The organism is Mycolicibacterium sp. XJ2546, assembly GCF_053483195.1.
The window spans coordinates 207,161-234,143 of sequence record NZ_JBEFRW010000007.1; the positions used below are offsets into that span (position 1 = coordinate 207,161).

The window sequence follows — 26,983 nt, forward strand, 5'->3', positions numbered from 1 at the left end:
TTCAGCTATGGGGTGCGCAATTGACGCACTTTGTATATCTCACTTTTCGTAAATCGGCTAAACGCCTGCCTTCTCACACGTGAACTGGCAGACGTCGGTGTAACCGTCGCGGAACAGGTCAGCGCAGCCGGTCAGATACTTGTAGAACCGCTCGTAGATCTCCTCGGACGTGATGGAAATCGCCTCGTCCTTGTGGGCTTCGAGGTTGGCCGCCCAGGTGTCCAGCGTCTTGACGTAGTGGGGCTGCAGGTGCTGCTCGCGCGTGACCGTATAGCCGGCCTTGACGGCGTGATCCCGGACCATCGAGGCCAGCGGCAGCCGCCCGCCGGGATAGATCTCGTCCATGATGAACTTGATGAAGCGCACATTGGACATGGTCAGCGGCAGACCCTTGGCTTTGATCTCTTCGTCTTCCGGAATGATGATCGTGTGTAGCAGCATCGCGCCGTCATCGGGCAGCCAGTTGAACGTCTTCTTGAAGTAGTCGTCGTACTTGTTGAACCCGAAGTGCTCGAAGGCCCCGATCGACACGATCCGGTCGACGCGGCCCTCGAACTCCTCCCACGGCTGCAGCCGCACCTCCATGTTTCGCTTGCTCTTCGAGTTGGCGAACCAGTGGTTCTCGATGTGCTCTTTTTGGTTCTCCGACAGGGTCAGTCCGATCACGTTGACGTCGTAGCGGTCGACCGCCCGCATGATGGTGGAACCCCAGCCGCAGCCGATGTCCAGCAACGTCATACCCGGCTGCAGTCCCAACTTGCCGAGGGCCAGGTCGACCTTGGCCATCTGGGCCTCTTCGAGCGTCATGTCGTCGCGTTCGAAGTAAGCGCAGCTGTACGTCTGGGTCGGGTCCTGCCACAGCTTGAAGAAATCGTTGGAGATGTCGTAGTGGAACTGGACTTCCTTCTTGTCTGAGCCGCGGGTCTGAGCCGCCGACTTCGACAGCCACTTGGACTCTGGCTGGCCGGTCCCTGCGCTTGATTGATCTGTCATCGTCACCCTTTACCGAATGTGGCGGTTCGTCTTGCTCGTTCGCGCAGCTGTTCTCGACACGATGAGTCGACAGTACCCGCTGTGGGGGTGGTGTTGGAACGGCCCCGCCGACGCGTCGACCTGCTAAATTCGGTGATTTTTCGTCATCCAGCGCATCACCTGCCACCCGGCGAACACCGGCAGCCAAATCGTCAGGACGCGGTAGAGCAGCACGGCGGGCACCGCGGTCGCGGCAGGCATTCCGAACGCCGCCAAACCACCGATCAGCGCGGCCTCGACGGCGCCGACGCCACCGGGGGTGGGGGCCGCCGACGCGAGCGTTCCGCCCACCATCGTCACCACGGTGACCGTGATGAACGACGTGTCCCCGCCGAACGCCGCCACCGCCGCCCACAGGGCGAATGCGTTACCCAGCGTCGTCGCCGCACAGCCCGCGACGATGATCGCAAGACGCCTGGGCTCGCGGGCCAGTTCGGTGAGGTGGCCGACCATCTCCTGCAGCCGCGGGCGCACCGCGGTGGCCAGCCATCGCCGCAGCTTGGGCACCAGCAAGAACGTGCCGACCAGGCCCAGCGCCACCCCGGCGACCAGATACAGCACCGCGATGTCGGGGACGAAGCGACCCAGATCCGCCGACGCTCCGGCCGCGGTGCTGAACAGGATCAGCAGCCCGATGTGGGTGATCACCTGCACCGACTGTTGCAGCGCGACGGCGGTGGTGGCCCTCATCGGGCTGACGCCGCCCTTCTGCAGGTAGCGCGCGGACAGCGCCAGGCCGCCGACGCCGGCCGGGGTGGTGGTCGCAGCGAACTTGTTGGCGACCTGCATGACGGTCAGCCCGCGCAGCGTGACCAGGCCGTCGGCGCAGGCCCAAAGTGCCGCCGCCGCACCGATATACGTCAGCCCCGATGCCGCCAGCCCGACCAGCGCCCACCACCAGTTGGCGGTGCGCAGTTCGGTGACGAAGGTCGGCACCGAGCTGATGAACGGATAGGCGACGTACACCAGCGCGATCAGCAGCACCAGCTGAATGATCTGGCTGCGGGTGAACCGGGTGACCGTCTCGGCGCGGATCTCGTCGACGCGGGTTTGCCGCTTGACCTCGTCGCGCGCTTCCGAGATGACCGCGCCGGCGTCCTCGATCGGTTGCCGGATATGTTGGGGCACTGCGGCTTTCGTGAGCCGCCGGGATGCGTTGAGCACCGCGTCCTTGCCGAACGAGTCGATCGCGGCGCGCACGGCCGACGGTGCGTCGTACAGGTCGGATGTGGTGACCAGCAGCTGGGCGACGTCGGAGCGCAACTGGGCGTCGGTGGCGCCGTACTCGGCCCGCTCGAACCCGCCGAACAGCACCTCGTCGTCGGCGACGGTGATCTTGCTGGCGCGCAGGTCGCCGTGGGAGATCTGGCAGTCGTGCAGCGACCGCAACGACTCCCACACGCGGCCGACGGGGATGGTGTCTTCGTCGATCGGGGTGCCGCGGGCGGGGGTGTGGGCGTAGAGCGTCCAGCCGCGGTCGAGGGCGGCGACGCTGATCGTCGAGGTGTTGGCGAGGCCGAGTTGTCCGATCGCGATGGCCATCAACGCGCGGTGTTCCACTTGGCGGCGCATGGAGGCATGCAGCGGGGCGGTTTCGCGGTCGCGTAATCGCAGCTTGAGCCACAGCTGGCGGAGCACACCGCCGCCGCGCTGGTGCGGCCCGTACAGCTCCATCACCGCTGATGACTTCTGGTCCACACACGTCGCGAGCATCACCAACGGCCCGGCGCCCGCGGGCCGCACCACGGTCAGCCCCGTGACCACGCAGCCGCGTCGTGCCATCGCGCGCACGGCGCCATCCAGGGGCACCTCCAGGCCGGGGGTTCCGACGACGAGCACCACCAGCGCGCCGACGAACCAGCCGACGGCCAGCCCGAACAGCGATCGTGCGGGCACGATCGCGCTGATCAACAGGTGGATCGGCACGAACGCCAACAGCAGCGCCCACCACCAGCGCCGCCAACGCGCAGGCAACCACGGTCCCGAGACGGTCAGCACCGCGACCAGCATCGCGATCCAGCGCGGATCGTCGACGAACTGCGAGGTCACCGAATCGAGGCGCTCGGACAGGTCGAAGTGCCAGCGCGGCGCGGCCAGGCCGTCACCGGTCACCGACAGCGCCAGCCCCGCGATGGCCGCAGCGGCCGCGTACGCGCCGAGCAGCTTCCACTGCCGCGACACGATCAGGCCGACCAGGATCAGAAACGGCAGCGCCACCAGCGCGATGCCGTAGGCGATGTACACCAGGTTGGCCTGGGTGGGGGTGAGCACCCCGACGATCCCGGAGATCGACTGCTCCAGCGCCACCCACTCGTAGCGGGTGACCAGCGAGCTGAAGATGACGATCGCCAAAAACAGCCCCGACAGGATGACCCGCAGAATGTCGTTGGTCCGCCGGGTCAGCGGCTGCAGGAGGCTGCCGGAAACGGCGATCTCCCGCCCGTCAACGCGCATGTCTCCACGATCTTTCGTCCTTGGGTCGCGGGGGTGGCGACTCGCCGACAACTTATCGGTACGGCGTTGGTTGTCGGCGTTGCCGCGCTAGATGGCGTAGTGGGGCAGCTCGAAATCGTCGCCGACGCTACCGGCCAACACCCTCGCCAGCGGCGGGAAGGCAAAGCTGCGAATGGCGATGTTGCGAAACCACAGGCCGAGTCGGGTCTTGGTGGCGAAGAACCCGATCAGTCGTTTGGCGCCGGCCTGCTTGTCGTCGATGAACGGCCGCAGCCGCTCCTCATAGGCGGGGAAGGCGCGGTAGTGGTCGCCGCCGGCGCGCTGCAGTTCTCCGGCGAGCACGTAGGCCTCGGTGATCGCCAGCCCGGTGCCTTCGCCGCCGAGCAGCGAGATGCAGCCCGCCGCATCGCCGATCAGCATCACCCGGCCCTGCGACCACCGATCCATCCGAATCTGGCTGACCACGTCGAAATAGATGTCGTCGACGCCGTCCACTGCGGCGAGGATCTGCGGGCATTCCCAGCCGGCCTCGTCGAACTGGTTGTGTAACTGCTGTTTCGGGGACAGTCCGGCGTGGTCGTGCTCGTCGCGCCACACGAACAGGAACAGGGTGCGGTCCCCGCGCAGCGCGAAGCGGCCGACCTGCTTACCGGGGGAGTTGTAGGTGAGGTAGACCAGTTCGTCGCGTGGACGGTAGTCGTCGACCACGCACGCGGCGACCTTGCATCCCAGGTAGTGCTCGTAGTCCTGTTCGGAACCGAAGACCAGGCGTCGCACGTTGGAGTGCAGTCCGTCGGCGCCGATGACGAGGTCGAACTCCTGCGGCTCGGCGTGCTCGAAGGTGAGCCGCACCCCGTCGGGATGCTCGTCGAGCGTGGCGATGCTGTCGCCGAAGAGGGCGTCGACCTTGCCGTCGATGGTGTCGTAGATGGCCGCGGCGAGGTCGCCCCGCGGCAGGCTGATCATGTCGTCGCCGACGATCGTGGCCAAGGTGTCGACTTGCAGCTCGGACTTGGTCTTGCCGTCGGCGCCGACGCTGCGCACCGACTGCACTGCATAACCGGCGTCGCGGATGGCCGGCTCGATGCCCATGCGGCGTGCGACCCGGTAGCCGACGCCCCAGAAGTCGATCATGTAGCCGCCGGTGCGAAACGCCGGTGCCTGCTCGATGAGCGTCGGCGTGTGGCCCGCACGCTGCAGCCAATGTGCGATGGCCGCGCCGGCTACGCCCGCGCCGCTGATGGCGATATTCATGTTCACGCGCGGACCAGCGTAGTGGGATTGGCCGGCCCGGTGCGGGTACTCCGCTTCGGTGACTGCATTCGCGCGCGCATTGCTGGCCGTCGCATCGAGCGTGATGTTGGTGGCCGCATGTGGATACAACACCGAATCCCGCGGTCAGCCCAGCGGCGCGGAACCCCGCGATGTCGCCACCAACCTCGACGTGCCGTGGGGCATCGCGTTCCTACCCGACGGCAGTGCGTTGATCGCCGAACGCAACAGCGGCGCCATCCAACACCTGTCGCTGTCCGGAACGGTGAACCAGGTCGGTGCGGTCGATGGTGTCGCGGCGCGCGGCGAGGGCGGGCTGCTGGGACTGGTCACCGTCGGCCAAACCGTCTACGCCTACATCACCACCGCACAGGACAACCGGGTGGTGCGGATGAGCTTCGACGGCGCCGCGCTCTCCGAGCAGGCACCGATCTTCACCGGCATCCCGGCGGGCACGATCCACAACGGCGGTCGCATCGCGCTGGGCCCGGACGGCAAGCTCTACGTGGCCACCGGTGAGCGCGGTGATCCCGGTCTGGCGCAGGACCCGTCGTCGTTGGGCGGCAAGATCCTGCGGATCAACCTCGACGGGTCGATCCCGCCGGACAACCCGGATCCGGCATCGCCGGTGTGGTCGTTGGGCCACCGCAACATTCAGGGGCTGGCCTGGGATGCGGCCGGCCGGATGTGGGCAACCGAGTTCGGCGCCAACCGCATCGACGAGCTCAACCTGATCGAGCCGGGCGGCAACTACGGCTGGCCGATGGCCGAGGGCCGCGCCGGCACCGAAGGTCTGGTCGACCCGGTGGTGCAGTGGGGTGTCGATGAGGCATCGCCGTCCGGGCTGGCGTTCTTCGGCGGCGCGCTGTGGGTCGCGGCGTTGCGCGGTGAGCGGCTGTTCCGGATACCGGTCGGCGCCGACGGCGGACTTGGTGAGCCGGAGTCGCTGTTCGTGGGCCGGTTCGGGCGGCTGCGGACGGTGGTCGCCGCACCCGATGGCGCGTTGTGGTTCACCACCAGCAACCGCGACGGGCGGGGGACCCCGCGCGACGGCGACGACCGGATCCTGCTGTATCAGCCGTGATTGAACGAACCCGTTCCATGTCGCGACGGGAACTCGTAGCCTATTAGGCATGAGTGGAACAAGCCGGGCAGGGTTGCCGCCGGGACCGCCGATTCCCTCGTTCATCCAGCTCATGGCCATGGCGCGGTGCTGGGGACCGTTCGTGGCCGCGTGCCGGCGCCGCTACGGCGACGTCTTCACGCTGCGCAACTCGATGATGGGCCCGATGGTGTACCTGTCCGACCCGGACGACATCAAGACGGTATTCGCCGGTGATCCGCGGATTTTCCGTGCCGGGGAAGCGAATTCGATGTTGCGCGGGCTGCTCGGGGACAGTTCGGTGCTGGTGGTCGACGGCGACGCGCACCGCGAGCGTCGTCGGCTGATGATGGCGCCGTTCCATCGCGACGCGGTCGCGCGTCAGGCGGCGACCATGGCTGAGATCGCCGCGGAGAACATCGCGGGCTGGCCGGTGGGCCGGCCGTTCGCGGTGGCGCCGAAGATGGCCGAGATCACGCTGGAGGTCATTTTGCGCACGGTGATCGGCGCCAGCGACCCGGCCCGGCTGGCGGCGCTGCGCGCGGTGATACCGCGGCTGCTCGACGTCGGCCCGTGGCAGTCGATCGCGCTGGCCAAGCCGCATCTGCTGCAGCGCCGGCCGTGGCGGCGGTTGCGCGAACACATCGCCGAAGCCGACCGGCTGCTGTACGAGGAGATTGCCGAACGGCGCGCCGACCCAGAGTTGGCGTCGCGCACCGACGCGCTGGCGATGCTGGTGCAGGCCGGTGCTGAGGACGGTACGGCGATGAGCGACAAGCAATTACGCGATCAGCTGATCACGCTGCTGGCCGCCGGCCACGACACCACCGCGACCGGGTTGTCGTGGGCGCTGGAACGGTTGACGCGCCATCCCGAGGTGCTGGCCAAGGCGGTGGCCGCGGCGGACTCCGGCGACGACGAGTACCTGGACGCGGTGGCCAAGGAGACGCTGCGGGTGCGCCCGGTGGTGCCCGACGTCGGTCGCATCATCAAGGAACCGGTCGAGATCGCCGGCTATCGGTTGCCGGCCGGGGTGATGGTGGTGCCGAGCATCACGCTGGTGCACTCGAGCGCGTCGGTCTATCCGCGGCCCGAGGACTTCGATCCGGAGCGGATGGTGGGTGCGACGCTGAGCCCGACGACCTGGCTGCCGTTCGGCGGCGGCAATCGGCGTTGTCTCGGTGCGACTTTTGCGCTGACCGAGATGTGCGTGGTGCTGCGCGAGGTCTTGCGTCGTGTCGAGTTGGCCACCACGGCGGAGGCCGATGAGAAGGTGCGGCTGCGGCACGTCATCTTCGCGCCGAAACGCGGCGCCCGGATCACGGTGCGATCCCGCCGCGCGCGCGACCCGCTTTCCAGTGACGGCGCCGAGGAGCGGTCTGCCGCCGTCTCCAGAGGTGCGGTCTCAAGGGGCACTGTGACCTAACTGCCAAGCTATGCGCGACAAATTCGCTCAAGTTGCGTGGCGCAGTAGTAGGTGAGCGAAGAATTCGCGCATAGCTTGGCACTTCACTAGGTGTCCCCCGGAGCGCCATCCACGCAGATCGTCGTGCCGCGGGCACGTATCAGACCGTATGGACGCTGGGCGAGCCGCGGGTTTCCAACGTCACGCTCACGCTGCCGACCGCGGACGCGGTCCTGGTGAAGGCGGCCTGATCGCATCCGCGAATGGCACGCGCGGCCACATTGCTGGCAAACGTGTTGTAGTTTCGATCGACACAGCGACGCGGGGCACGCTGCGAGGAGTGAGGGTGGACGCGACACCATTCGGGCACTATCAACTGCAGCAGTTGATCGGCCGGGGCGGAATGGGTGAGGTCTATCGCGCCTACGACACCCGTACCGACCGCGTCGTCGCGCTCAAGCTGCTGCCGGTCGCGATGGCCGCCGACGAGACGTTTCAGCAACGGTTCCGGCGCGAATCTCAAGCTGCCGCCGGCCTCAACGATCCGCACGTGGTGCCGATCCACGGCTTCGGTGAGATCGACGGCCGCCTCTACCTGGACATGCGCCTGATCGAGGGCCGCAACCTCGGCACCATGCTCGCCGACGGGCCCAACCCGCTGGCGCCGGCTCTGGCGGTCAGCATCGTCGAACAGCTCGCGTCGGCGCTGGACGCCGCGCACGCAACGGGCCTGATCCACCGCGACGTCAAACCGTCGAACATCTTGCTCACCGACCGAGACTTCGTGTACCTCATCGACTTCGGGCTCGCCCGCTCGGCCGGCGAACAAGGGTTGACGACGGCGGGCAGCACCCTGGGCACGATGGCCTACATGGCCCCCGAGCGTTTCGAGGGCAAACCCGTCGACCCGACCGCCGACATCTACGCGCTTGCTTGTGTGCTCTACGAGTGCCTGACCGGGGTGCGGCCGTACCCCGCCGAAACGCTCGAACAGCAGATCGCCGCGCATGTGAGCAAGGAGGTGCCGCGCCCGTCGGCCACCGATCCCGGGCTCGCCGCGTTCGACGACGTCATCGCCAAGGGCATGGCCAAGAAGCCCGGTAAGCGGTTCCAGAGCGCGGGCGCGCTGGCCGATGCCGCGCGCCGGGCGCTCAACGCGCCGGTGCGGATGGCAGGCAGCGGCCGCCACGCCGCACGGCGCACCCCAGGCATGTCCAGGCGGGTGCTCGCGGTGGCCGGTGCCGTGGTGCTGGTGGCCGCGCTGGGCACCTTCGGCGTCTGGCAGTGGCGCGGCGGCAACGGGGGCGAGGCGACGCCGGCCTCCATGGCCGAGGGCTCGTCGACGGCGACGCCCGAGGCCGTCCCGGGTGCGGTGCAGTCGATCGCGGCGACGGTGCCCGAGGACATCCGGTCGACGGGCCGGCTGATCGTCGGCGTCAACGTGCCTTACTCACCAAACGAATTCAAGGACGCCGACGGGCAGATCGTCGGCTTCGACGTCGACCTGATGAACGCAATCGCCCGCACGCTTGGCCTGGTGCCGGAGTACCGCGAGACCGCGTTCGAGGCGATCTTCCCGTCGGTGCGGGCCGGCGATTTCAACGTGGGGATGTCGTCGTTCACCGACACCAGGGAACGCCAGCAGTCGGTGGACTTCGTCAACTACTTCGAGGCAGGCACGCTGTGGGCGCAGCAGGCCGGCTCCTCGGTGGATCCCGATAACGCGTGCGGCCTGCGCGTCGGCGTGTCGTACGCGTCGCTGCAGGAGACCGCGGAGATCCCGGCCAAGAGCGCGGCGTGTGAGGCCGCGGGCATGGCCGGGATCGAGAAGGCCGTCTACGTCAGCCAGGACGACCTCAACACGGCGCTGATCAACGGTGAGGTCGATGCGATGTCGGCCGATTCGCCGGTGACCGGGTTCGCCATCAAGACCTCTGGCGGCGCGCTGGAGGCAGCAGGGCAGGTGTTCGACTCCGCGCTCTACGGCTGGCCGGTGGCCAAGGGATCGCCGCTGGCCGAGTCGCTGCGGCTGGCGCTGGAACACCTGATCGAGACCGGTGAGTACCGCACCATCGCCACGATGTGGGGGGTGGAGAAGGGCATGATCGACCAGCCGTCGATCAACGGCGCGACGAAGTAACGTTTCACGCTCCCGGCCGCCGGGAATTCGTCGGCTTTCACCGCCGACACCGCTGGGAGCGCTGATGAGCGAACCGACCAACCGAGCTGTGCGAATCGCGATCGGCGCGGCCGCCGTCGTGGCGGCCGCCTCCTTGGCCGCGTGCGGTAGCGAAGAGCAACCACAGGACACCACCACGACGACGACCACCACCACCGCGACCACCACGGCGTCGCCGACGCCGACGCAGCCCCCGGCGCCGACGACCCAGAAGCAGGCGCCGGTCACCACGTCGCCCGTCGCACCCACCGGGCCGCCCGCCGCGCCGCCTGCCGGTGCGCCGCCGGTCGAGGAGCCCGACGAGGGCCCGAGCCGGGTAACCCGCGCACCAGATGTCAGCGCGTCGCCGCCGGTCACCGCGCCCAATCCGAACGCCACCGAGGAAGAGTCCGGCTGAGCTTCCGTTCAGCGAGAGTGCCAAACCACCTGTGCGGCATACAGTTTGGTAGTGTCGGGCGCTCATCACGTTAGGTCCGAGCGCGCGGCGGGAACCCTGTCGACGCTGCCAATTGACCTGCACAGTCGCTGCCGCACGCGGTTGAACGGAAAGGATTTGATGTGAGTTCCCCGAACGGCGACTCTCGTCTGGGCACCCGGTTCGGGTCCTACGAGCTGCAGTCTCTGATCGGGGTCGGGGGCATGGGCGAGGTGTATCGGGCATACGACACCGCCCGGGACCGCATGGTGGCGATCAAGCTGCTGCGACCGGATTTGGCGTCGGATCCGACGTTTCAGGAGCGGTTCCGCCGCGAATCCCGCGTCGCGGCCCGGCTGCAGGAGCCCCACGTCATCCCGGTGCACGACTTCGGCGCGATCGACGGGGTGCTCTACATCGACATGCGGCTGGTGGAGGGCGCCAGCCTCAAGGAGGTACTGCGTAACGCCGGCGCGCTGCCGCCGACGCGGGCGGTGTCGATCATCACCCAGGTGGCCTCCGCGCTGGACGCCGCGCACGCCAGCGGGCTGGTGCACCGCGATATCAAGCCGGAAAACATCCTGCTCACCCCCGAGGATTTCGCATACCTCGTCGACTTTGGCATCGCGCACGGCAGCGGCGAGGCGAACGTGACGATGACGGGGCTGCTGATCGGCTCCAGCGCCTATATGGCGCCCGAACGGTTCAACGGGGAACGCGGCGGCCCGGCGTCGGATGTGTACTCGCTGACGTGTCTGCTGTATGAGGCCCTGACCGGCCGCGCACCGTTCGAGGCGGCCGATCTGCGCCAGGTCATCACCGCGCACCTGTTCAACCCGCCCCCGCGACCGAGCATCATGCGCAGGGGGATCAGCCGGGCCTTCGACGACGTCATCGCCCGCGGTATGGCCAAGAAACCCACCGACCGCTACGCCTCGGCCGGGGAGCTGGCCAAGGCGGCCGCCGCGGCGCTCGATCAACCGCCCGCCGCGGCGCCGACGCCGGCGCCCGCGCCCGTGCCGCCTGCGCCGCCATCGACTCGGCAGTTCCCGGCGGGCTATCCGCACCCGGCGGCGACGGGCCAGCCGCCGTACGTGCCGCCGCGGCCGGCGCGTCGATCACGGTTCAGCCGGGCCCAGATGGCGCTGCTGATCGGCACCGTCGTGATGTTCACCGCGGCAGTGGTGTTGGCCGCGGTGCTGGTGTTCACCGACGGGGGCGGCAGCCAACCGCAGACCAGGCTCGCAGTCCCGCCGCCGGCGGGCCCGGAGCCCACCTCACCGACCACAACCGCCACCACCACGACACCCACCACCACGTCACCGACGACGACGCCGTCGCCGAGCGGGGCGCCGATCGCCGGGGTGTCGGGCACCGATTCGCTCGGCTTCGTGGGCCATTCGGCGCGCTGTGACAGCGGGGACGAACCGGCGGCGGCGATCCGCACGGCGAATTCGCTTGCGATCGTGTGCGAAACGTCGCCGGGAGACTTCTACTACCGCGGCGAACGGCTGAGCGACGGCGCCAGCCTGCAACTCGGCAACGCCGTGCCATCCGGGACCGGGTTTGTCGCGGTCAACCCGGCCGACGGGGCCCGCTACGAGGTGCGCCCCGACATGTTGACCATCTCCAGTAACCGCGGCGTGGACTCCAGAGAACCGGCATTGGAGTTCGGTTCGAGTTAGTGCCCGTGTAGGCTGGGGGTAGACCGGCTCCGGTCAGCAGCGCTTCGACACCCGCTTCGGGAGACGATCTGCCTGCGATTTCGATTGCCCTTCGCTCGACGGTCCGTTGGCCGAAGCGCACCATACTTGAGGACTTGTTTTATGAAGTCGTCCGAACTTTTTTCACATCTCGATGAATCCGAGCCCATCGCGAACACCAGCGGAAATGACGAACCGGTGACGAACCCGGTGTTCTCCGATCGGCCGCAGCGGAATCCGTCTGTAACGACGTCGTCATGAACGGCTTGACGGGTACACCGCGACTTGCCCGGCCCGTCAGGCTCGTACTCGCGCCCACGTTGGGCGCGGACATCGACGGTGCGTGGTGGCCGCATACCGGCTCGACGGCCCGTGAATTACCGCAACTGATCAGCGTGCTGCATCGACCGCTCGGTGAGATCGTCGACATCTGCGTCAACTGGTCGGCCACCGAGGGGGCGCTGGACCTGAATTCAATCCTGACCAGTGCGCGGCCCAAGGCCCCCGCCGAACATCGGCGCCACCGACTGATGCGGATCGTGGGCCGTACGGCCGAAGCCAAGATCCTCATCGTGCCGCATATGACGACGCCGGTATTGGGCAACCTGGTGATGCGGTGCGCATCGGGCAGGCCGCTCGTCGGGTCTGAACGCGAGAGCCAGTGGTGTGACGCGGCCGAAAGCGTACTTCGCGACGCAAACGCCGAAAGCGCGTTGTGGATCAGCCGGATGGCCAGCGCCGCTATGTAAAGCATTGGCGCCCAACGCATTCCTTGCGGCGATTTATCGTCGATAGGTCAATGGCGGCGGTTGCTGCTATCCTGACCACGGATGTTCTCTGACATCCGTTCAGAATGAGAGAAGTTGGAAAGTATGACACAGGGAACCGTGAAATGGTTCAACGAAGACAAGGGCTTCGGCTTCATCGCTCCTGATGGAGCCTCGGATGACGTGTTCGTCCACTACAGCGAAATTCGCGGTGATGGCTACCGGACACTGACCGAAAACCAGCGCGTCCAGTTCGACATCGAACAGGGCAACAAGGGTCCGCAGGCAGTTGGAGTGACGGCCGTCTAGCGAGTACATCGTCCGTTGTGGGCTGGCGGTTTTCCGCCAGCCCACAATGCATTTCGGGACCTCTTGTGGTGTCCCCGGCGTACACTTGGGGTATCGGCGGTACGTCGTCGCACGATGATCTGATCCGTGTGCATCGCCGATTCGAAGTAACGGCCGCTTTCGGCGGCTGAGACGGGATCGTCCTATGACCGCTCAAGTTGGCTACGCCGTATCGAGCACCCGCACCACCGGACCGCAGAACACGCCGCGGCTGAGGTTGAAGCCCAAAGCGCCCGCAACGGGCTACGTCGATGGCGCCTGGTGGCCGCACAGCGATGACCTCGCGCGTGAACTGCCCGACCTGCTGGTCGCGCTATCGGTGCGGTTGGGGCCCATTTCCCGGGTGATCTACAACCTCGACGACTGGCTGGATGTGCCCGCCCGCATGCGACTGGCAGATCGACAGGTTCGCCTCGACGGGTACCGCTTGCAACCGAACCACACCATCGAGGTGCTGGGGCTCACCGGAGACAGAATCGCCTTGCTCGTCGTTCCACCGCTTTTCGACCCGGACCAGGCGCACGAGACGTTGATGACCGCGGCCGCGCCCGACGACACATCGTCGACCGACGCGCTGCTGGAGATCAGCGAGCAGGACCGCGAAATTCGCGACCAAACGGCAGTCAATGAGCGGCGTTGGCTGTCAGGAGCGGGCGCGAAATAGCCGGGCCGTCAACGCTTCTTGTGAAAGACCGCCTCGGTGGATGACTCGTCACGGGCGGCCGCCTTGGCGTGCTTGGCGGCACGCTTCTCTTTCAGGGTCTTTCCGGACTTCTTGCTCATGGATTGTCGAGGGGACTTGTCAGACATCGCCGGCCCTTCATCGTGGGGCCCGAGTGGTCCCGCCTGTACCTGACACTACGCCACCGCGGTGTAGCGTCAACAGATCAACGCTGACCAGATGAAGTTTAGGAAGCGCCGCTTTTGGGGAAAACCGTCACGGACACACCCGGCCTCGTCCGGACGGACCAATAGGACATCGATTGGCAATTACCGACATTGCCGCGTATGCGCATCTGAGTAGGGCGGACATCGAGGCCCTCGGTGAGGAACTCGACGCGATCCGCCGCGACATCGAAGAGTCGCTCGACGCGCGCGACGCGACCTATATCCGACGCACTATCGGCTTCCAGAGATCGCTTGAGGTGTTGGCACGCGTGATCATCGGCGCCAGCCGGTCACGTGCGGGCTGGCTGCTGGGCACAGCGGGCCTGGCCTACGCCAAGAGCGTCGAGAACATGGAAATCGGCCATAACGTCGGCCATGGCCAATGGGACTGGATGAACGACCCGGAGATCCACTCGAACACCTGGGAGTGGGACATGGTCGCGCTCTCCTCGCAGTGGCGGTACTCGCACAACTACCGCCATCACGTGTTCAGCAACATCGTCGGCGTCGACGACGACCTTGGCTTCGGCGTCATTCGGATCACCCGCGACCAGCCATGGCAACCCCAGCACCTGGTGCAGCCACTTCGGAACCTTTTGCTGGCAGCGGTTTTCGAGTGGGGTATCGCGCTTCACGGTGTGCATTCCGAGCGTGACCGACGTGCTCCGGACACCCAGAAGATTTCCGAGGCCCGGATGGAGCTCGTCACCAAGATCGTCCGCCAGGCCGTCAAAGACTACGTGGTGGTGCCGGCGTTGAGCCGATCCCGTTGGCGCAGGACGCTGGGCGCCAACGCATCGGCGAACCTGCTGCGCAATCTGTGGGCCTACCTGGTGATCTTCTGCGGGCACTTTCCCGACGGCGCGGAGAAGTTCACCGCCGACGTACTGAAGGACGAGACCCGCGGCGATTGGTATCTGCGGCAGATGCTTGGTGCGGCGAATTTCAACGCCGGCCGACTGCTGGCATTTTCCAGCGGACACCTGTGCTACCAGATCGAACATCATCTGTTTCCCGATCTGCCGAGCAACCGGCTGCCCGAGGTATCGGTGCGGGTGCGGGCGCTGTGTAAGAAGTACGGCCTGCCGTACACCACTGGATCGCTTGCGCGCCAATATTTTCTGACGTTGCGCACGATCCACAAGCTCGCGTTGCCCGACCGGTTCCTTCGCGCCACGAGCGACGATGCCCCCGAGACGGCCTCGGAGCGCAAGTTCCTTAGGGTAGAACGGTTTTCATCAGCATGACGTTGTATGCCGACCACAGCGAGAGGTTGTAGTACAGCTCCTTTCCGGTCGACCACGGATGCAGGAACGGCGCATAGATGCCGCCGGGGAAGTCCCACGACCGCACGAGCAACCGTTCGGGGCTCCACGGCCCCTGCGGTGCGGGTGCGGTTCTAGCGACGATGTCGTTGGCGCCGTTGCCGTACAGCACCAGGTACTGGTTGAGGTACGTGTTGTACTGCGCCGACATCTCGCTCACCGGAGCGGGGATCACCGGCGTGGCGGCGGCCGGATCGCCGGGCACCCAGGCGTTGGCGGCCGAACTCCAGTACTCGTACTTGCGAAGGTCGGGCACATAGGCGGGAAGAACGCGAGAGACGAACGCGGGTCCGCCGCGCCCGGACGGTGTGCCGAACGAGTAGATGTACGGGTCGCCGGGTCCGGGCTTGAGGAATGCGCCCTGTTGGAAGTTTTGGTTGCCCGGCGCGTATTTGACGTCCGGGACGGCGCTTTCGGCGGCGGGCCGCACGCTGTCGGGGTAGATGCCCCAGTGCTCGCCGTTGTCGGGGGACACCGCGATCGCTGAGTAGTTGGTGGTCCAGCGGCCGTCGCCGTCCCAGCTCTTGATCGACATGAAGTTCAGGTACTGCTTACCGCCCACCGCGATGCCCGCGGTCGGGATCATCCCCTTCTCCTCGGGCGCCCACTTGACGCCGGGCAGGATCGCCTTGGAGATGTTGGGCCGCAGCATCGGCGAACCCGAATAGTTGCTGGCCAGAACGCCGTTGGGCACCGCGACGGTGTTGGACAGGGTGCCGTCCTGGCTGCGGAACAGCACGTTGTAACGCCACTGCTGGCCACGCACGCTGCAGTAGCCGTAGGTGTCGCCGAACGCCATCAGCACCTGGCGGTTGGCGGGATCGCCGTTGTCCCACATGATCCCCAGATCGGTGCCGGTGATCGCGAAACGTTCGATGGTTTTGTTGGGGCTGTCGGGCCCGGTGACCCACCCGACGAGCGAGGTACCCGGCGGCGATGGTGGCGGCGGTGGGGCCGGGGCAGGAGCCACGGTGTTGGCGTCCGGAACGGCCGGCGACGGTTGGACGGCGGCCTGCTGCTGCAGCGGTGCCGAGATCTGCCCCAGGCTCGGCAGCGGCGCGTCCTCGTTGGCGCCGTCGGGACGTTGGCCGACCGGTCGACGGTTCAGCCCAGGCAGCAGTGGGGTTTCTTCGGCGTTGTTGGCGGCGGGAGGTTGAGCGGCCGCGGCCGCACCGGTGCAGGGTTCGGCGGCGGCCGGCGCGGCGACCCCGAGTGTGGCGATCAGCCCGATCACGGCCGCCGCCGCCACCGAGAGCGTTGGGATACGTCGACGCGGCGACATGTCACACCTTCCGGGCGGACGTCGCAGTGACGTCGGTTCAACATTTGGGGCTGATGTGACGATAGTGACCGATGATCTTGTTGTGCCCGCTGAGTTGCAATGGATACGCGTCCGTGACCGTGTCGCAATACGGTCACCGGCTCAATTCTCGCGAGGCGTACACCAGGGTCGCGATTTCGGCCGGATCGCAGCCCCGGTGTACGTCTCGCGAGAGTTACATGGGTCAGCGCACGACGATCGTGTGCTCCACGCGCGGCACCAACTCACCGATGACTGGCGCGCCCGGAATCTCCCCGACGATCAACAGCCCGCCGGAGGTTTGCGCATCGGCGAGCAGCAGTGCCTCGTCCTCGTCGATTGCGTCCAGATCGACGTGCGGGCGGACCCAGTCGAGGTTGCGCTTGGTGCCGCCGCTGACATACCCGGCCGCCAACGCCTCGCGCGCACCGTCGATGTATGGCACCGCGTCCGCGTCGAGCACCGCCGTCACACCGCTGGCCCGCGCCAACTTGTGCAGATGACCCAGCAGCCCGAAACCTGTGACGTCCGTGGCGCATTCGACGCCGGCCGCAAGAGCCGCTTGAGCCGCACGGTCGTTCAGCGTCGTCATCACCTCGATGGCCTCGGCGAAGCGCTCACCGGTGTTCTTGTGCCGGCTGTTGAGCACTCCGACGCCCAGCGGTTTGGTCAACGACAGCGGTAGCCCCGGCTTGGCGGAGTCGTTGCGCAGCAACTGGTTCGGGTCGGCGATTCCGGTGACCGCCAGGCCGTACTTCGGTTCGGGGTCGTCGACGCTGTGCCCACCCGCCAAATGACAGCCAGCGAGACCGCAGACGTCCATGCCGCCGCGCAGCGCCTCGGCCGCCAGCTCGAACGGCAGCACATCGCGCGGCCAGCCCAGCAGGTTGACCGCGACGACGGGTCGCCCGCCCATCGCGTAAACATCCGAGAGTGCGTTGGCCGCGGCGATGCGGCCCCAGTCGTAGGCGTCGTCGACGACGGGCGTGAAGAAGTCCGTCGTCGCGATCAGCGCCGTATCGCCGTCAATGCGCACGGCCGCGGCATCGTCGCCGTCGTCCAGACCGACCAGGAGTTCGCCGACCGGGTCGCGCGGCGCGGCCAACGTCAACCCGCGCACCACGTCCTCCAACTCGCCGGGCGGGATCTTGCACGCGCAACCGCCGCCGTGGGCGTACTGGGTCAGTCGATAGGCCATGGCTCCATGCTGCCCTGGCATGATCGGACCCGGGCAGGGAGGCGTATCTGGTCTGGTGACCGGCACGGTCTTCAAAATCGTTGAGCGGCAGATTCTGTCGCTGGCGGGTTCGATTCCCGTCCGCCTCCGCCACCCGTAACGCCAGGTCAGACCCACACCAGCTGGCCGTCGTCGCGCAGCTGCGCGCCCTCGGATGCCGGGTGCTCACGCAGCCGGCCGTCGTGCATGAGGTGGCAGACCGGCACGTCGAACTTCACCACCGCCACGTCGGCGACGATGCGCCGATGACACCGCCACCACACCGCCTCGCTGCACATCATCGCCGTGCGCTGCTGCTGCGCCTGCTCGAGAAGCTCTGCCAGCGCCTCGCCGAACTCCTCGGTGCGGGTGTAGGCGGCGTAGGCGGCGAACTGCTTGACCCGCCACCAGGTGTCCTCGGGTTCGGTGTCGGCGGGCAGCCGTCGGCGCCCACCCAGGCGGGCATCCCAGCGGTAGTCCAGCCCGGCGTCGGCCGCCCACACGGTGATCGCGCCGGTCTCCACGTCGGGATTGTGCCGACTGTTGGGGTAGCGGCGGATGTCGACCAGCGCCTCGACCTCGGCGTCCGTCAACAACTGCGACAGCGCAGCCTTGTCCAGCTTTCCGTGGCCCACCGAGATCAGCACTTCTTCTGTGTACCCGAGGAGCGGCTTGTCATGATGGCCCCATGTCCCGGCGATTTCGGCGCGCTAATGCCCCCTCAGAGTCCCTGAGCGCGCCGAAATCGCACGACGAGGACCCGCGCCGGCAGGTGCCGCGCACCGACGCGCTGCTCGCGGACCCGCGCCTGGTCGACGCCTCGCGGACGCTGGGCCGCACGCTGGTCAAGTCCGTCATCGCCGACGCCCAGCAACGCGCGCGGGCGGGCACGATCGCGCCCGAACACGTCGCCGACTACGCCGTCGCCGCGCTGCCCACCAGTGCCGCGAGCCTGCGCCCGGTGATCAACGCGACCGGCGTCGTCGTGCACACCAACCTCGGGCGCGCGCCGCTGTCGCAGGCCGCGGTCGAGGCGATGGTCACCGCTGCGGGCGCCACCGACGTCGAGTTCGACCTCGAGTCGGGACGGCGTGCGCGACGCGGGCGGGGTGCGTTGGCGGCGCTGGCCGCGGCCGTCCCGACCGCAGGCGGGGTGCACGTGGTCAACAACAACGCCGCCGCACTGCTGTTGGCTGCGATGACGCTGTCGCCCGGCAAGGAGATCGTGGTCAGCCGCGGCGAGCTGATCGAGATCGGCGACGGCTTCCGGCTGCCGGAGCTGATGGAGTCCACCGGTGCGCGGTTCCGCGAGGTCGGCACCACCAACCGCACCCACCTGCGCGACTACACCGACGCCATCGGCGCCGACACCGGTTTCGTGCTCAAGGTGCACCCGTCGAACTATCTCGTCAGCGGATTCACTTCGGCGGTAAGCGTTTCCGAGCTCACGGGCCTTGGCGTGCCGCTGGTCGTCGACATCGGCTCGGGGTTGCTGAATCCGCATCCGCTGCTGCCCGACGAGCCCGATGCGACGTCGGTTCTGCGCGACGGCGCCGACGTCGTCACCGCCAGCGGCGACAAGCTGCTCGGCGGGCCGCAGGCCGGGGTGCTGTTCGGCGCCGCGGAGCTGATCGAGCGGCTGCGACGGCACCCGGCGGCGCGGGCGCTGCGGGTCGACAAGCTCACGTTGGCGGCGCTGGAGGCGACGCTGAAGGGCCCGCCGTCGCCGGTGGCGGAGGCGCTCGACGTGGACGTGGTCTCGTTGCGGGAACGCGCGGCGCGGTTGGCCGCGCAGTTACCCGACGCCTGGGCGGTGGACTGTGTCGCCGCGGTGGGCGGTGGAGGCGCACCAGGTGTCGAATTGCCTAGTGCGGCAGTGAGTCTGCCCGAGTCATGTGCGGCGCCGCTGCGGATGGGTAGCCCGGCAGTGGTCGGCAGGCTGGAGAACGGCCGCTGCCTGCTGGATCTGCGCACGGTGCGGCCAGACGACGACGACGTGCTGGTGCGTGCGGTGCGGGCATGTATGTCGTAGCCACGGCGGGCCATGTCGATCATGGGAAGTCGACGCTGGTGCAGCGGCTCACCGGGATGTGGCCGGACCGGTTGGCCGAAGAGAAGCGCCGCGGGTTGACGATCGAGCTTGGCTACGCGTGGACGGAGATCGAGGGTCGGCAGTTCGCGTTCGTCGACGTGCCGGGCCATGAGCGGTTCGTGGCCAACATGCTCGCCGGCGTCGGCGGGATAGCCCCGGAAAACCCGGTGATGTTCGTCGTCGCGGCCACCGAAGGATGGATGCCGCAGTCCGAGGAGCATCTCGCCGCATTGCGGGCGTTGGGTGTGCGGCACATCATGGTGGTGATCAGCAAGGCTGACCTGGTCGATCCTGCTGCGGCGATAGCTGCTGTGCAGCAACGGCTTCCGGATGCGTCCGTCGTGCTGGGCACGGATCTGGATGCGGTGCGGGCGGAGCTGGTGGCGCTCGCCGCGCGGCTGCCGGCCCCCGACGTCGACGCGGATGTGCGGCTGTGGGTGGACCGGTCGTTCACGATTCGCGGGGCCGGGACCGTCGTCACCGGGACGCTGGCGGCGGGGACGGTGCGGGTCGGCGACGAGCTCGAGCACGCCGGTCGGCGCTATACCGTGCGGGGATTAGAGTCGCTCACCCGCGCCCAAACGTCCCTTTCGGCGGTGGCGCGCGTCGCGGTGAACTTACGCGGGCTGGACCACCGCGAGGTCGGCCGCGGCGACACCCTGCGTACACCGGGGGCGTGGCTGGACACCGCCGAAGTGGACGTTTCGGTGCGGGCAACGGGAGAGTTGCACCGAAACCTGTTGCTGCACATCGGTTCGGCAGCCGTACCGGTCCAGCTGCGACCGCTGGGCACGGCAGCGGCGCGGTTGCGGCTGGCGCGACCGTTGCCGTTGCGTATCGGCGACGTCGGGCTGCTGCGCGACCCCGGTCAGCATCTGATCGCGGCGGGCATCGAGGTGCTCGATGTGCGGCCGCCGGCGCTGCGTCGGCGGGGCGCCGCACGAGCGCGGGCCGAGGAGTTGGCGTCCGGACGCGCGAAGCCGCCGGTGTGTGCGCGGTTAGATGACTTGCACGCCATGGGGTTTGTCGTAGATGGTCTGCGGGTCGGCGAGTGGGTAATCGATCCAGACTGGTGGGCGCAGCAACGCCGGCAAGTGTCGGTGGCCGTCGAACGGTGGTCGACCGAGCACGACATCGCCGCGGGCATGCCGTTGGAGACGCTGCGGCAGGACCTCGAGTTATCCGCCGCCGAACTGGTGGCCGCGCTGCTCGACGGTACCGGCTTGCTCGTGGCCGACGGGGTGGTGCGGCGACCGGACGCGACGCTGCCGCCGCGGGTGGACGAGGCGGTGCGAACGGTCGAAAAATGGTTGGCGGCAAAGCCGTTCCGGGCGCCGGAGGCCGATCAGCTCAGCGAGCTCGGGCTCGGCGCGCGGGAACTGGCCGCTGCCATCCGTGCCGAACGCCTGACCCGCATCGCCGACGGTGTCGTGCTCGGCGCCGACGCGTTCGACCGGGCCGCCGAGATTTTGCAGACCCTGCCGCAGCCGTTCACCGTCGCCGAAACCAAGCGGGCGTTGAACACCACCCGCCGCGTCGCGGTGCCGCTGCTGGAGCAGCTCGACAAGCGGGGCCGTACCCGTCGCGCCGAAGACGGCACCCGCACGGTGATCTAGCCGTCCTTCGCCGCTCCGCTGGCCGCGAGCGCTCACCCTCGTACGGTTTTGCCCCCGAAATCTGTACCAGAGTGAGCGCTCGCGGGCCTGAGCGCCCGCCGGTCGAACGTTTGGCGCCGTTCCGCGCGGGTACGCGTCCGAGGTACGGAAGGAGCAGCCCATGGCCGACGTCAAAACCGGCAACATCGTCGACGACATCATCACCGACCACCGCGAGTTCGAGAGCGTCTTCACCGAAATCGAGTCCGCCGGCGATCCGCGCACCCAACCCGAACTGGTGGAGCACGTGATCGCGGGCATCGTGCGCCACGCCGTCGCCGAGGAGCAGTTCGTCTACCCGGCGGCCCGAGAGAAGGTGCCCGACGGCGACAAGCTCGTCGAGCACGAGATCGAGGAGCACTCGGAGGCCGAAGAGGTGATGAAGGACATCGAGAAGGCCGGCACCGACGACCCCAAGTACGACGACCTGGTCCGCAAGCTGATCGCCGATATCCGCCATCACATCGAAGATGAAGAAGAAGATCTGCTGCCCCAGCTTCGCGACGCCTGCACCGGCGAAGAGCTCGGCGAGCTCAGCGAAAAGTTCCACCAGGCCAAGAACCTCGCCCCCACCAGGCCGCATCCGCTGGCACCGGACCGCCCGCCGGCCAACAAGATCCTCGGGCCGGGTGCCGGGCTGGTCGACCGGCTGCGCGACGCGCTGACGGGCCGCAATAGCTGAGCAATACGCGGGACGCTCCCGCCCGTGGTTTGATCGAGGGACCGCCGGGTAGGGAGAGCTTCATGGAGATCAAGAAACTGTTCCAGTCGTGGCCGGTGTATCGGCAGCTCACGGGGCAGGATCCGACGGGTCGCGGCCGGGCCGCCCAGTCCAAGCTCAGCGCGGAGCTGACCCCACGCACCGTCGACGCCGACCGTGTCGCGCGCTCGGTTTGCCCGTTCTGCGCGGTCGGCTGCGCGCAGAACGTCTACGTCAAGGACGACAAGGTCATCCAGATCGAGGGCAACCCGGACAGCCCGATCTCCCGAGGCCGCCTGTGCCCCAAGGGATCTGCCAGCAAGCAGCTGGTCACCGGCCCGCAGCGGCTGACCAAGGTGCGCTACCGCCCGCCGTACGCCACCGAATGGCAGGAACTCGACCTCGACACCGCCATGGACATGGTTGCCGACCGGGTGCTCGACGCCCGCGACAAGGGTTGGCAGCAGTTCGACGCCGACCGCAACACGTTGCGCCGCACCCTGGGCATCGCCAGCCTGGGCGGCGCCACGCTGGACAACGAAGAGAACTATCTGATCAAGAAGCTCTTCACCGCCTTAGGCGCTTTGCAGATCGAGAACCAGGCCCGTATTTGACACAGCGCCACGGTTCCCGGTCTGGGAGCCTCCTTCGGTCGCGGCGGAGCGACGGACTATCAGCAGGACCTCGCCAACTCTGACTTCATCGTCATCATGGGCTCGAACATGGCCGAAGCCCATCCGGTCGGGTTCCAGTGGGTGGTGGAGGCCAAGGCCCGCGGCGCACGCGTCGTGCACATCGACCCGCGGTTCACCCGCACCAGCGCGCTGGCCGACCAGTACGTCCCGTTGCGCGCGGGCAGCGACATCGCGTTCCTCGGCGGGGTGATCAATTACATCCTGTCCAACGAGCTGGACTTCCGCGAGTACGTCGCCGCCTACACCAACGCGTCGTTCCTGGTCGACGAACGCTACCGGGACGCCGAGGATCTCGACGGCCTGTTCAGCGGCTACGACACCGACACCGCCTCCTACGATCCCTCGACCTGGCAGTACCAGACCACGGGCTCAGAACAAGGCGGCAAGGAAGACAAGGAAGAGGCGGCACCGGAGCGGCACGGCTCGGGCGGTGCGCCGCTGGAAGGCACCCAGCAGATTCCGTCGGACCCGACGCTGCAGGACCCGCGCTGCGTCTACCAGATCCTCAAACGCCACTACGCCCGCTACACCCCCGAAATGGTGGAGCGGGTCTGCGGGGTGCCCGCCGAGCAGTTCCTCGAGGTTGCCAGGGCCTGGGCGGAAAACTCTGGGCGAGAACGGACTTCGGCGCTGGTGTACAGCGTCGGCTGGACGCAGCACTCGGTGGGCGCGCAGTACATCCGCGCGGGTTCGATCATCCAGCTGCTACTCGGCAACATCGGCAGGCCCGGTGGCGGCGTGCTGGCGTTACGCGGGCACGCCAGCATCCAGGGTTCCACCGACGTACCGACACTGTTCAACTTGCTGCCCGGTTATCTCGCGATGCCCGAGGCTGGCCATGAGTCGCTGTCCGACTACCTCGACGACGTCATGGGCACCTACCAGAAAGGGTTCTGGCGCAACGCCGATACCTACATGGTGTCGCTGCTCAAGGAGTACTGGGGCGACGCCGCCACCGCGGACAACGACTACTGCTTCGACTACCTGCCCCGCATCAACGGCGACCACGGCACCTACCGCACCGTAATGGATATGGTCGACGGCAAGGTTTTCGGCTACTTCCTGCTGGGCCAAAACCCTGCGGTGGGCTCGGCGCACGGCCGGCTGCAGCGCCTCGGCATGGCGAACCTGGACTGGCTGGTGGTGCGCGACCTCGTGGAGATCGAAAGCGCGACGTTCTGGAAGGACGGCCCGGAGATCGAGACGGGCGAGATCAACCCGCAGACCTGCCGCACCGAGGTGTTCCTGTTCCCGGCGGCCGCGCATGTGGAGAAGTCGGGCACGTTTACCCAGACGCAGCGGATGCTGCAGTGGCGTGAGCAGGCCGTCGAACCGCCGGGCGATGCCCGCTCGGAGCTGTGGTTCTTCTACCACTTGGGTCGCCGGTTGCGCGAAAAGCTCGCCGGCTCAACCGATGAGCGCGACCGGCCGCTGCTGGAGCTGTCGTGGGATTACGCGATGGACGGCGACGAGCCCTCCGCGGAGGACGTGCTGCACCGCATCAACGGGGTGGACCTGACCACCGGCCGCGCGGTGAACGGCTACACCGAACTCAAGGCCGACGGCAGCACCCTCTGCGGCTGCTGGATCTACAGCGGCGTGTACGCCGAGGACATCAACCAGGCCGCGCGCCGCAACCCGCACACCGACCACGGCCCGCCCGGCGAGTGGGGCTGGACCTGGCCGATGAACCGGCGGGTGCTCTACAACCGGGCCTCGGCCGATCCGCAGGGCCGGCCCTGGAGCGAACGCAAGAAGCTCGTCTGGTGGGACCCCGAGAAAGGGGACGCTGGCGAGTGGACCGGTTATGACGTACCGGATTTCGAGAAGACGAAACCCCCGGACTACCGGCCGGATCCGGACGCCATCGGGGTGGCGGCATTGCGCGGTGACGACGCGTTCGTCATGCAGGCCGACGGTAAGGGTTGGCTGTTCGCTCCCAGCGGCGTGCTCGACGGTCCGCTGCCGACGCACTACGAACCGCACGAATCACCGGTGCGCAACGCGCTGTACCGGCAGCAGGGCAACCCGGCGCGCAAGGTGTACGGCCGCGCCGACAACCCGTCGAACCCCTCACCGCCCGAACCCCACGGCGAGGTGTTCCCGTACGTGTTCACCGCCGCGCGGCTGACCGAGCACCACACCGCGGGCGGTATGAGCCGGCAGCTGCCGTATCTCAGCGAGCTGCAGCCGGCGTTGTTCGTGGAGGTGTCGCCGCAATTGGCTGAGCTGCGCGGACTTTCGCATATGGACTGGGCGCACGTCATCACCAGCCGCACCGCGGTGGACGCCCGCGTACTCGTCACCGAGCGGATGCGACCGCTGCGCATCGAAGACCGGGTGGTGCACCAGATCTGGATGCCGTATCACTGGGGACACGTCGGGCTGATCGACGGCGACGTGGTCAACGATCTGCTCGGCGTGGTCGCCGACCCGAACGTGTTCATCCAGGAGAGCAAGGTCGCGACGTGCGACATCCAGCCGGGCCGGCGGCCGCGCGGTGTCGAATTGCTGGGGTACATCGCGGAATACCGGCGTCGGGCCGGTGTCACGGCCGAGACCGGCACCGAGGTGGACACCACGAAACCCGCCGACGAACACACCGAGGAGGCGCCATGACCGCCTACGACGAGCAACCGCGGGTCGGCTTCTTCACCGACACGTCGGTCTGCATCGGCTGCAAAGCGTGCGAGGTGGCGTGCAAGGAATGGAACGCGGTGCCCGACGACGGCTACGACCTGCTGGGCACGTCGTTCGACAACACCGGTGAGCTGGGGGCGAACTCGTGGCGGCATGTCGCGTTCATCGAGCAGCCGCCAGTTGACCCCCCAGTCGACCTGGGAATGCCGGGATTTGAGCGGCCCGGTGATACGTCAGGTGCCGAGACCCGCACCGACTTCCGCTGGCTGATGAGCAGCGACGTGTGCAAGCACTGCACGCACGCCGGCTGCCTGGACGTCTGCCCGACCGGCGCGCTGTTCCGCACCGAGTTCGACACCGTCGTTGTGCAGCAAGACATCTGCAATGGCTGCGGGTATTGCGTTTCGGGCTGCCCGTACGGGGTGATCGAACGCCGAGAAGGCGACGGGCGCGCCTGGAAGTGCACGTTGTGCTACGACCGGCTGCACGACGGGCTCGAACCGGCGTGCGCGAAGGCCTGTCCGACCGACTCGATCCAGTTCGGTGTGCTCGACGAGCTGCGGGAGCGAGCTGCGTTGCGGGTGGCCGAGTTACACGAACGCGGCGTCACCGAGGCGCGGCTGTACGGAGAGAACCCCGACGACGGTGTCGGCGGCAACGGCGCGTTCTTCCTGCTGCTCGACGAGCCGGAGGTGTACGGGTTGCCGCCGGATCCGGTGGTGCCCACGCGCGACGCCCCGGCGATGTGGCGCTACGCGGGCATCGCCGCCTCGGCGCTGGTGGGCATCGCGGTGTCGGCGTTCGCGGGGTGGCGGCGATGAAGGAACAACTGGCGGTGCCGCGCGCGGAGTTTCGCTCCTACTACGGCAAGCAGATCCTCAAGACTCCCGTATGGGACTGGCGGATCGCGGCTTACCTGTTCGCCGGCGGCCTCTCGGGCGGTTCGGCGATGCTGGCCGCGGGCGCGGATTTGACGGATCTGCCTGGGCTGCGCAAGGTTTCGCGGATCGGCGCGCTGGTGAGCGTGCTGGCGAGCCTCTACTTTCTCATCGCGGATCTGGGCCGTCCGGAGCGGTTCCATCACATGCTGCGGGTGGCCAAACCGAGTTCGCCGATGAGCATGGGCACCTGGATCCTGTCGGCGTACGGGCCGGGCGCCGGGGCGGCCGCGGTGGCCGAGGTGATGCCTCAGCGGCTGCGCCGCACGCGGCTCGGCCGATTGGTGGCGCGGTTGGCGCGCCCGGCGGGGCTGGGCGCGGCGGCGACGGCGCCGGCGGTGGCGTCCTATACGTCAGTGCTGTTGTCGCAGACGGCGGTTCCGGCGTGGAAGGAGGCGCACCCGCAGCTGCCGTTCGTGTTCGTCGGCTCGGCGGCGGCCAGCGGCGGCGGGCTGGGGATGCTGCTGGCGCCGGGCGACGAGACCGGCCCGGCGCGGCGGATGGCCGTCGTCGGCGCGGCGCTGGAAGTGACCGCGGCTCGGGTGATGGACCAGCGGATGGGCGTGGCCGCCGAGGCGTACGCATCGGGCAAGCCGCACCGGCTGCGCCAAGTGTCGGAGGCACTGACGGTCGGCGGCGCGGTCGGCGCGCTGATCGGCGGCCGGCGCGCGGTGACGGCCGCGTCGGGAGCGGCGCTGCTGCTGGGCAGCGCGCTGCAGCGGTTCGCCGTGTTCGAGGCGGGTGTGGAGTCCACCCGCGACCCGAAATACGTTGTGGTGCCCCAGCGGGAGCGGGTCGACGCGGGCCAGCGCGCCCACGCGTAACAGCCGACCGGGGTGACGGTGCGCGAAACGCGT

General features: G+C 67.9%; 21 protein-coding genes and 1 tRNA gene. 16 read left to right on the top strand and 6 right to left on the bottom strand.

Features of this window, described 5'->3' with window-relative positions:
* Nucleotides 1-57: 57 nt before the first annotated feature.
* From ABQE44_RS14465 to ABQE44_RS14475, 3 genes are all read right to left on the bottom strand, one after another.
* Nucleotides 58-993, bottom strand: a complete 936-nt coding sequence (locus tag ABQE44_RS14465) for a cyclopropane mycolic acid synthase family methyltransferase (protein ID WP_448392182.1) — start codon at nt 991-993, stop codon at nt 58-60.
* Nucleotides 994-1,116: 123 nt separating this feature from the next.
* Nucleotides 1,117-3,486, bottom strand: coding sequence for a flippase-like domain-containing protein (locus ABQE44_RS14470; protein WP_448430453.1), 2,370 nt, complete (start codon nt 3,484-3,486; stop codon nt 1,117-1,119).
* A gap of 87 nt (nt 3,487-3,573) precedes the next feature.
* Complete coding sequence (locus ABQE44_RS14475; protein ID WP_448430545.1) at nt 3,574-4,740, bottom strand: FAD-binding domain; 1,167 nt, start codon at nt 4,738-4,740, stop codon at nt 3,574-3,576.
* Nucleotides 4,741-4,843: 103 nt separating this feature from the next.
* Here ABQE44_RS14475 and ABQE44_RS14480 point away from each other — a divergent pair, with 103 nt between their 5' ends.
* From ABQE44_RS14480 to ABQE44_RS14520, 9 genes are all read left to right on the top strand, one after another.
* A complete protein-coding gene (locus tag ABQE44_RS14480; RefSeq protein WP_448430547.1) occupies nt 4,844-5,842 on the top strand; it encodes a PQQ-dependent sugar dehydrogenase in 999 nt (332 codons plus the stop codon).
* A 49-nt stretch (nt 5,843-5,891) separates the two neighbouring features.
* Entirely contained in the window at nt 5,892-7,286 is a 1,395-nt protein-coding gene (locus ABQE44_RS14485; protein WP_448430455.1) for a cytochrome P450, read from the top strand.
* Between the two features lie 325 nt (nt 7,287-7,611).
* Nucleotides 7,612-9,405 carry a serine/threonine protein kinase StpK7 gene (stpK7, locus tag ABQE44_RS14490; protein WP_448430457.1) on the top strand — a complete coding sequence of 598 codons (1,794 nt, stop codon included), beginning with the start codon at nt 7,612-7,614 and terminating at the stop codon, nt 9,403-9,405.
* 64 nt (nt 9,406-9,469) lie between these two features.
* The gene (locus ABQE44_RS14495) at nt 9,470-9,841 is read left to right on the top strand and encodes a hypothetical protein (RefSeq protein WP_448430459.1); all 372 of its coding nucleotides are present in this window, start codon (nt 9,470-9,472) and stop codon (nt 9,839-9,841) included.
* Between the two features lie 161 nt (nt 9,842-10,002).
* Nucleotides 10,003-11,544, top strand: a complete 1,542-nt coding sequence (locus tag ABQE44_RS14500; RefSeq protein ID WP_448430461.1) for a serine/threonine-protein kinase — start codon at nt 10,003-10,005, stop codon at nt 11,542-11,544.
* 275 nt (nt 11,545-11,819) lie between these two features.
* Entirely contained in the window at nt 11,820-12,311 is a 492-nt protein-coding gene (locus tag ABQE44_RS14505; protein WP_448430463.1) for a DUF5994 family protein, read from the top strand.
* A 123-nt stretch (nt 12,312-12,434) separates the two neighbouring features.
* Nucleotides 12,435-12,638, top strand: a complete 204-nt coding sequence (locus ABQE44_RS14510) for a cold-shock protein (RefSeq protein ID WP_448430465.1) — start codon at nt 12,435-12,437, stop codon at nt 12,636-12,638.
* A gap of 184 nt (nt 12,639-12,822) precedes the next feature.
* The gene (locus ABQE44_RS14515) at nt 12,823-13,341 is read left to right on the top strand and encodes a DUF5994 family protein (RefSeq protein WP_448430467.1); all 519 of its coding nucleotides are present in this window, start codon (nt 12,823-12,825) and stop codon (nt 13,339-13,341) included.
* Between the two features lie 319 nt (nt 13,342-13,660).
* On the top strand, nt 13,661-14,812 hold the full coding sequence (locus tag ABQE44_RS14520) for a fatty acid desaturase family protein (protein ID WP_448430469.1): 1,152 nt from the start codon (nt 13,661-13,663) through the stop codon (nt 14,810-14,812).
* Here ABQE44_RS14520 and ABQE44_RS14525 read toward each other — a convergent pair.
* Complete coding sequence (locus ABQE44_RS14525; RefSeq protein ID WP_448430471.1) at nt 14,784-16,172, bottom strand: glycoside hydrolase family 183 protein; 1,389 nt, start codon at nt 16,170-16,172, stop codon at nt 14,784-14,786. The genes ABQE44_RS14520 and ABQE44_RS14525 overlap by 29 nt on opposite strands.
* 223 nt (nt 16,173-16,395) lie before the next feature.
* The gene (gene selD, locus ABQE44_RS14530; RefSeq protein WP_448430473.1) at nt 16,396-17,388 is read right to left on the bottom strand and encodes a selenide, water dikinase SelD; all 993 of its coding nucleotides are present in this window, start codon (nt 17,386-17,388) and stop codon (nt 16,396-16,398) included.
* 37 nt (nt 17,389-17,425) lie between these two features.
* Between selD and ABQE44_RS14535 the strand changes: the two genes are divergently transcribed.
* Nucleotides 17,426-17,520 (top strand) — tRNA-Sec (locus tag ABQE44_RS14535).
* 14 nt (nt 17,521-17,534) lie between these two features.
* Here the strand turns inward: ABQE44_RS14535 and ABQE44_RS14540 are convergent.
* Complete coding sequence (locus ABQE44_RS14540; protein ID WP_448430475.1) at nt 17,535-18,053, bottom strand: DUF488 domain-containing protein; 519 nt, start codon at nt 18,051-18,053, stop codon at nt 17,535-17,537.
* Nucleotides 18,054-18,094: 41 nt separating this feature from the next.
* On the opposite strand from ABQE44_RS14540, the gene selA reads away from it, so the two are divergent.
* The 6 genes from selA (at nt 18,095) to nrfD (ending at nt 26,950) form a co-directional block, all read left to right on the top strand.
* Entirely contained in the window at nt 18,095-19,438 is a 1,344-nt protein-coding gene (gene selA / locus ABQE44_RS14545) for an L-seryl-tRNA(Sec) selenium transferase (RefSeq protein WP_448430477.1), read from the top strand.
* On the top strand, nt 19,426-21,114 hold the full coding sequence (gene selB / locus ABQE44_RS14550) for a selenocysteine-specific translation elongation factor (protein WP_448430479.1): 1,689 nt from the start codon (nt 19,426-19,428) through the stop codon (nt 21,112-21,114). Before selA ends, selB begins: the two co-directional genes overlap by 13 nt.
* Before the next feature lie 160 nt (nt 21,115-21,274).
* Nucleotides 21,275-21,835 (top strand): hemerythrin domain-containing protein, encoded by a 561-nt coding sequence (locus ABQE44_RS14555; RefSeq protein ID WP_448392167.1) that lies wholly within the window; start codon nt 21,275-21,277, stop codon nt 21,833-21,835.
* 62 nt (nt 21,836-21,897) lie between these two features.
* Complete coding sequence (gene fdh, locus ABQE44_RS14560) at nt 21,898-25,167, top strand: formate dehydrogenase (protein ID WP_448430481.1); 3,270 nt, start codon at nt 21,898-21,900, stop codon at nt 25,165-25,167.
* Nucleotides 25,164-26,009 carry a 4Fe-4S dicluster domain-containing protein gene (locus ABQE44_RS14565; protein WP_448430483.1) on the top strand — a complete coding sequence of 282 codons (846 nt, stop codon included), beginning with the start codon at nt 25,164-25,166 and terminating at the stop codon, nt 26,007-26,009. The genes fdh and ABQE44_RS14565 overlap by 4 nt, the downstream gene beginning before the upstream one ends.
* Complete coding sequence (gene nrfD / locus ABQE44_RS14570) at nt 26,006-26,950, top strand: NrfD/PsrC family molybdoenzyme membrane anchor subunit (RefSeq protein ID WP_448430485.1); 945 nt, start codon at nt 26,006-26,008, stop codon at nt 26,948-26,950. The genes ABQE44_RS14565 and nrfD overlap by 4 nt, the downstream gene beginning before the upstream one ends.
* The last annotated feature ends 33 nt before the right edge of the window (nt 26,951-26,983 follow it).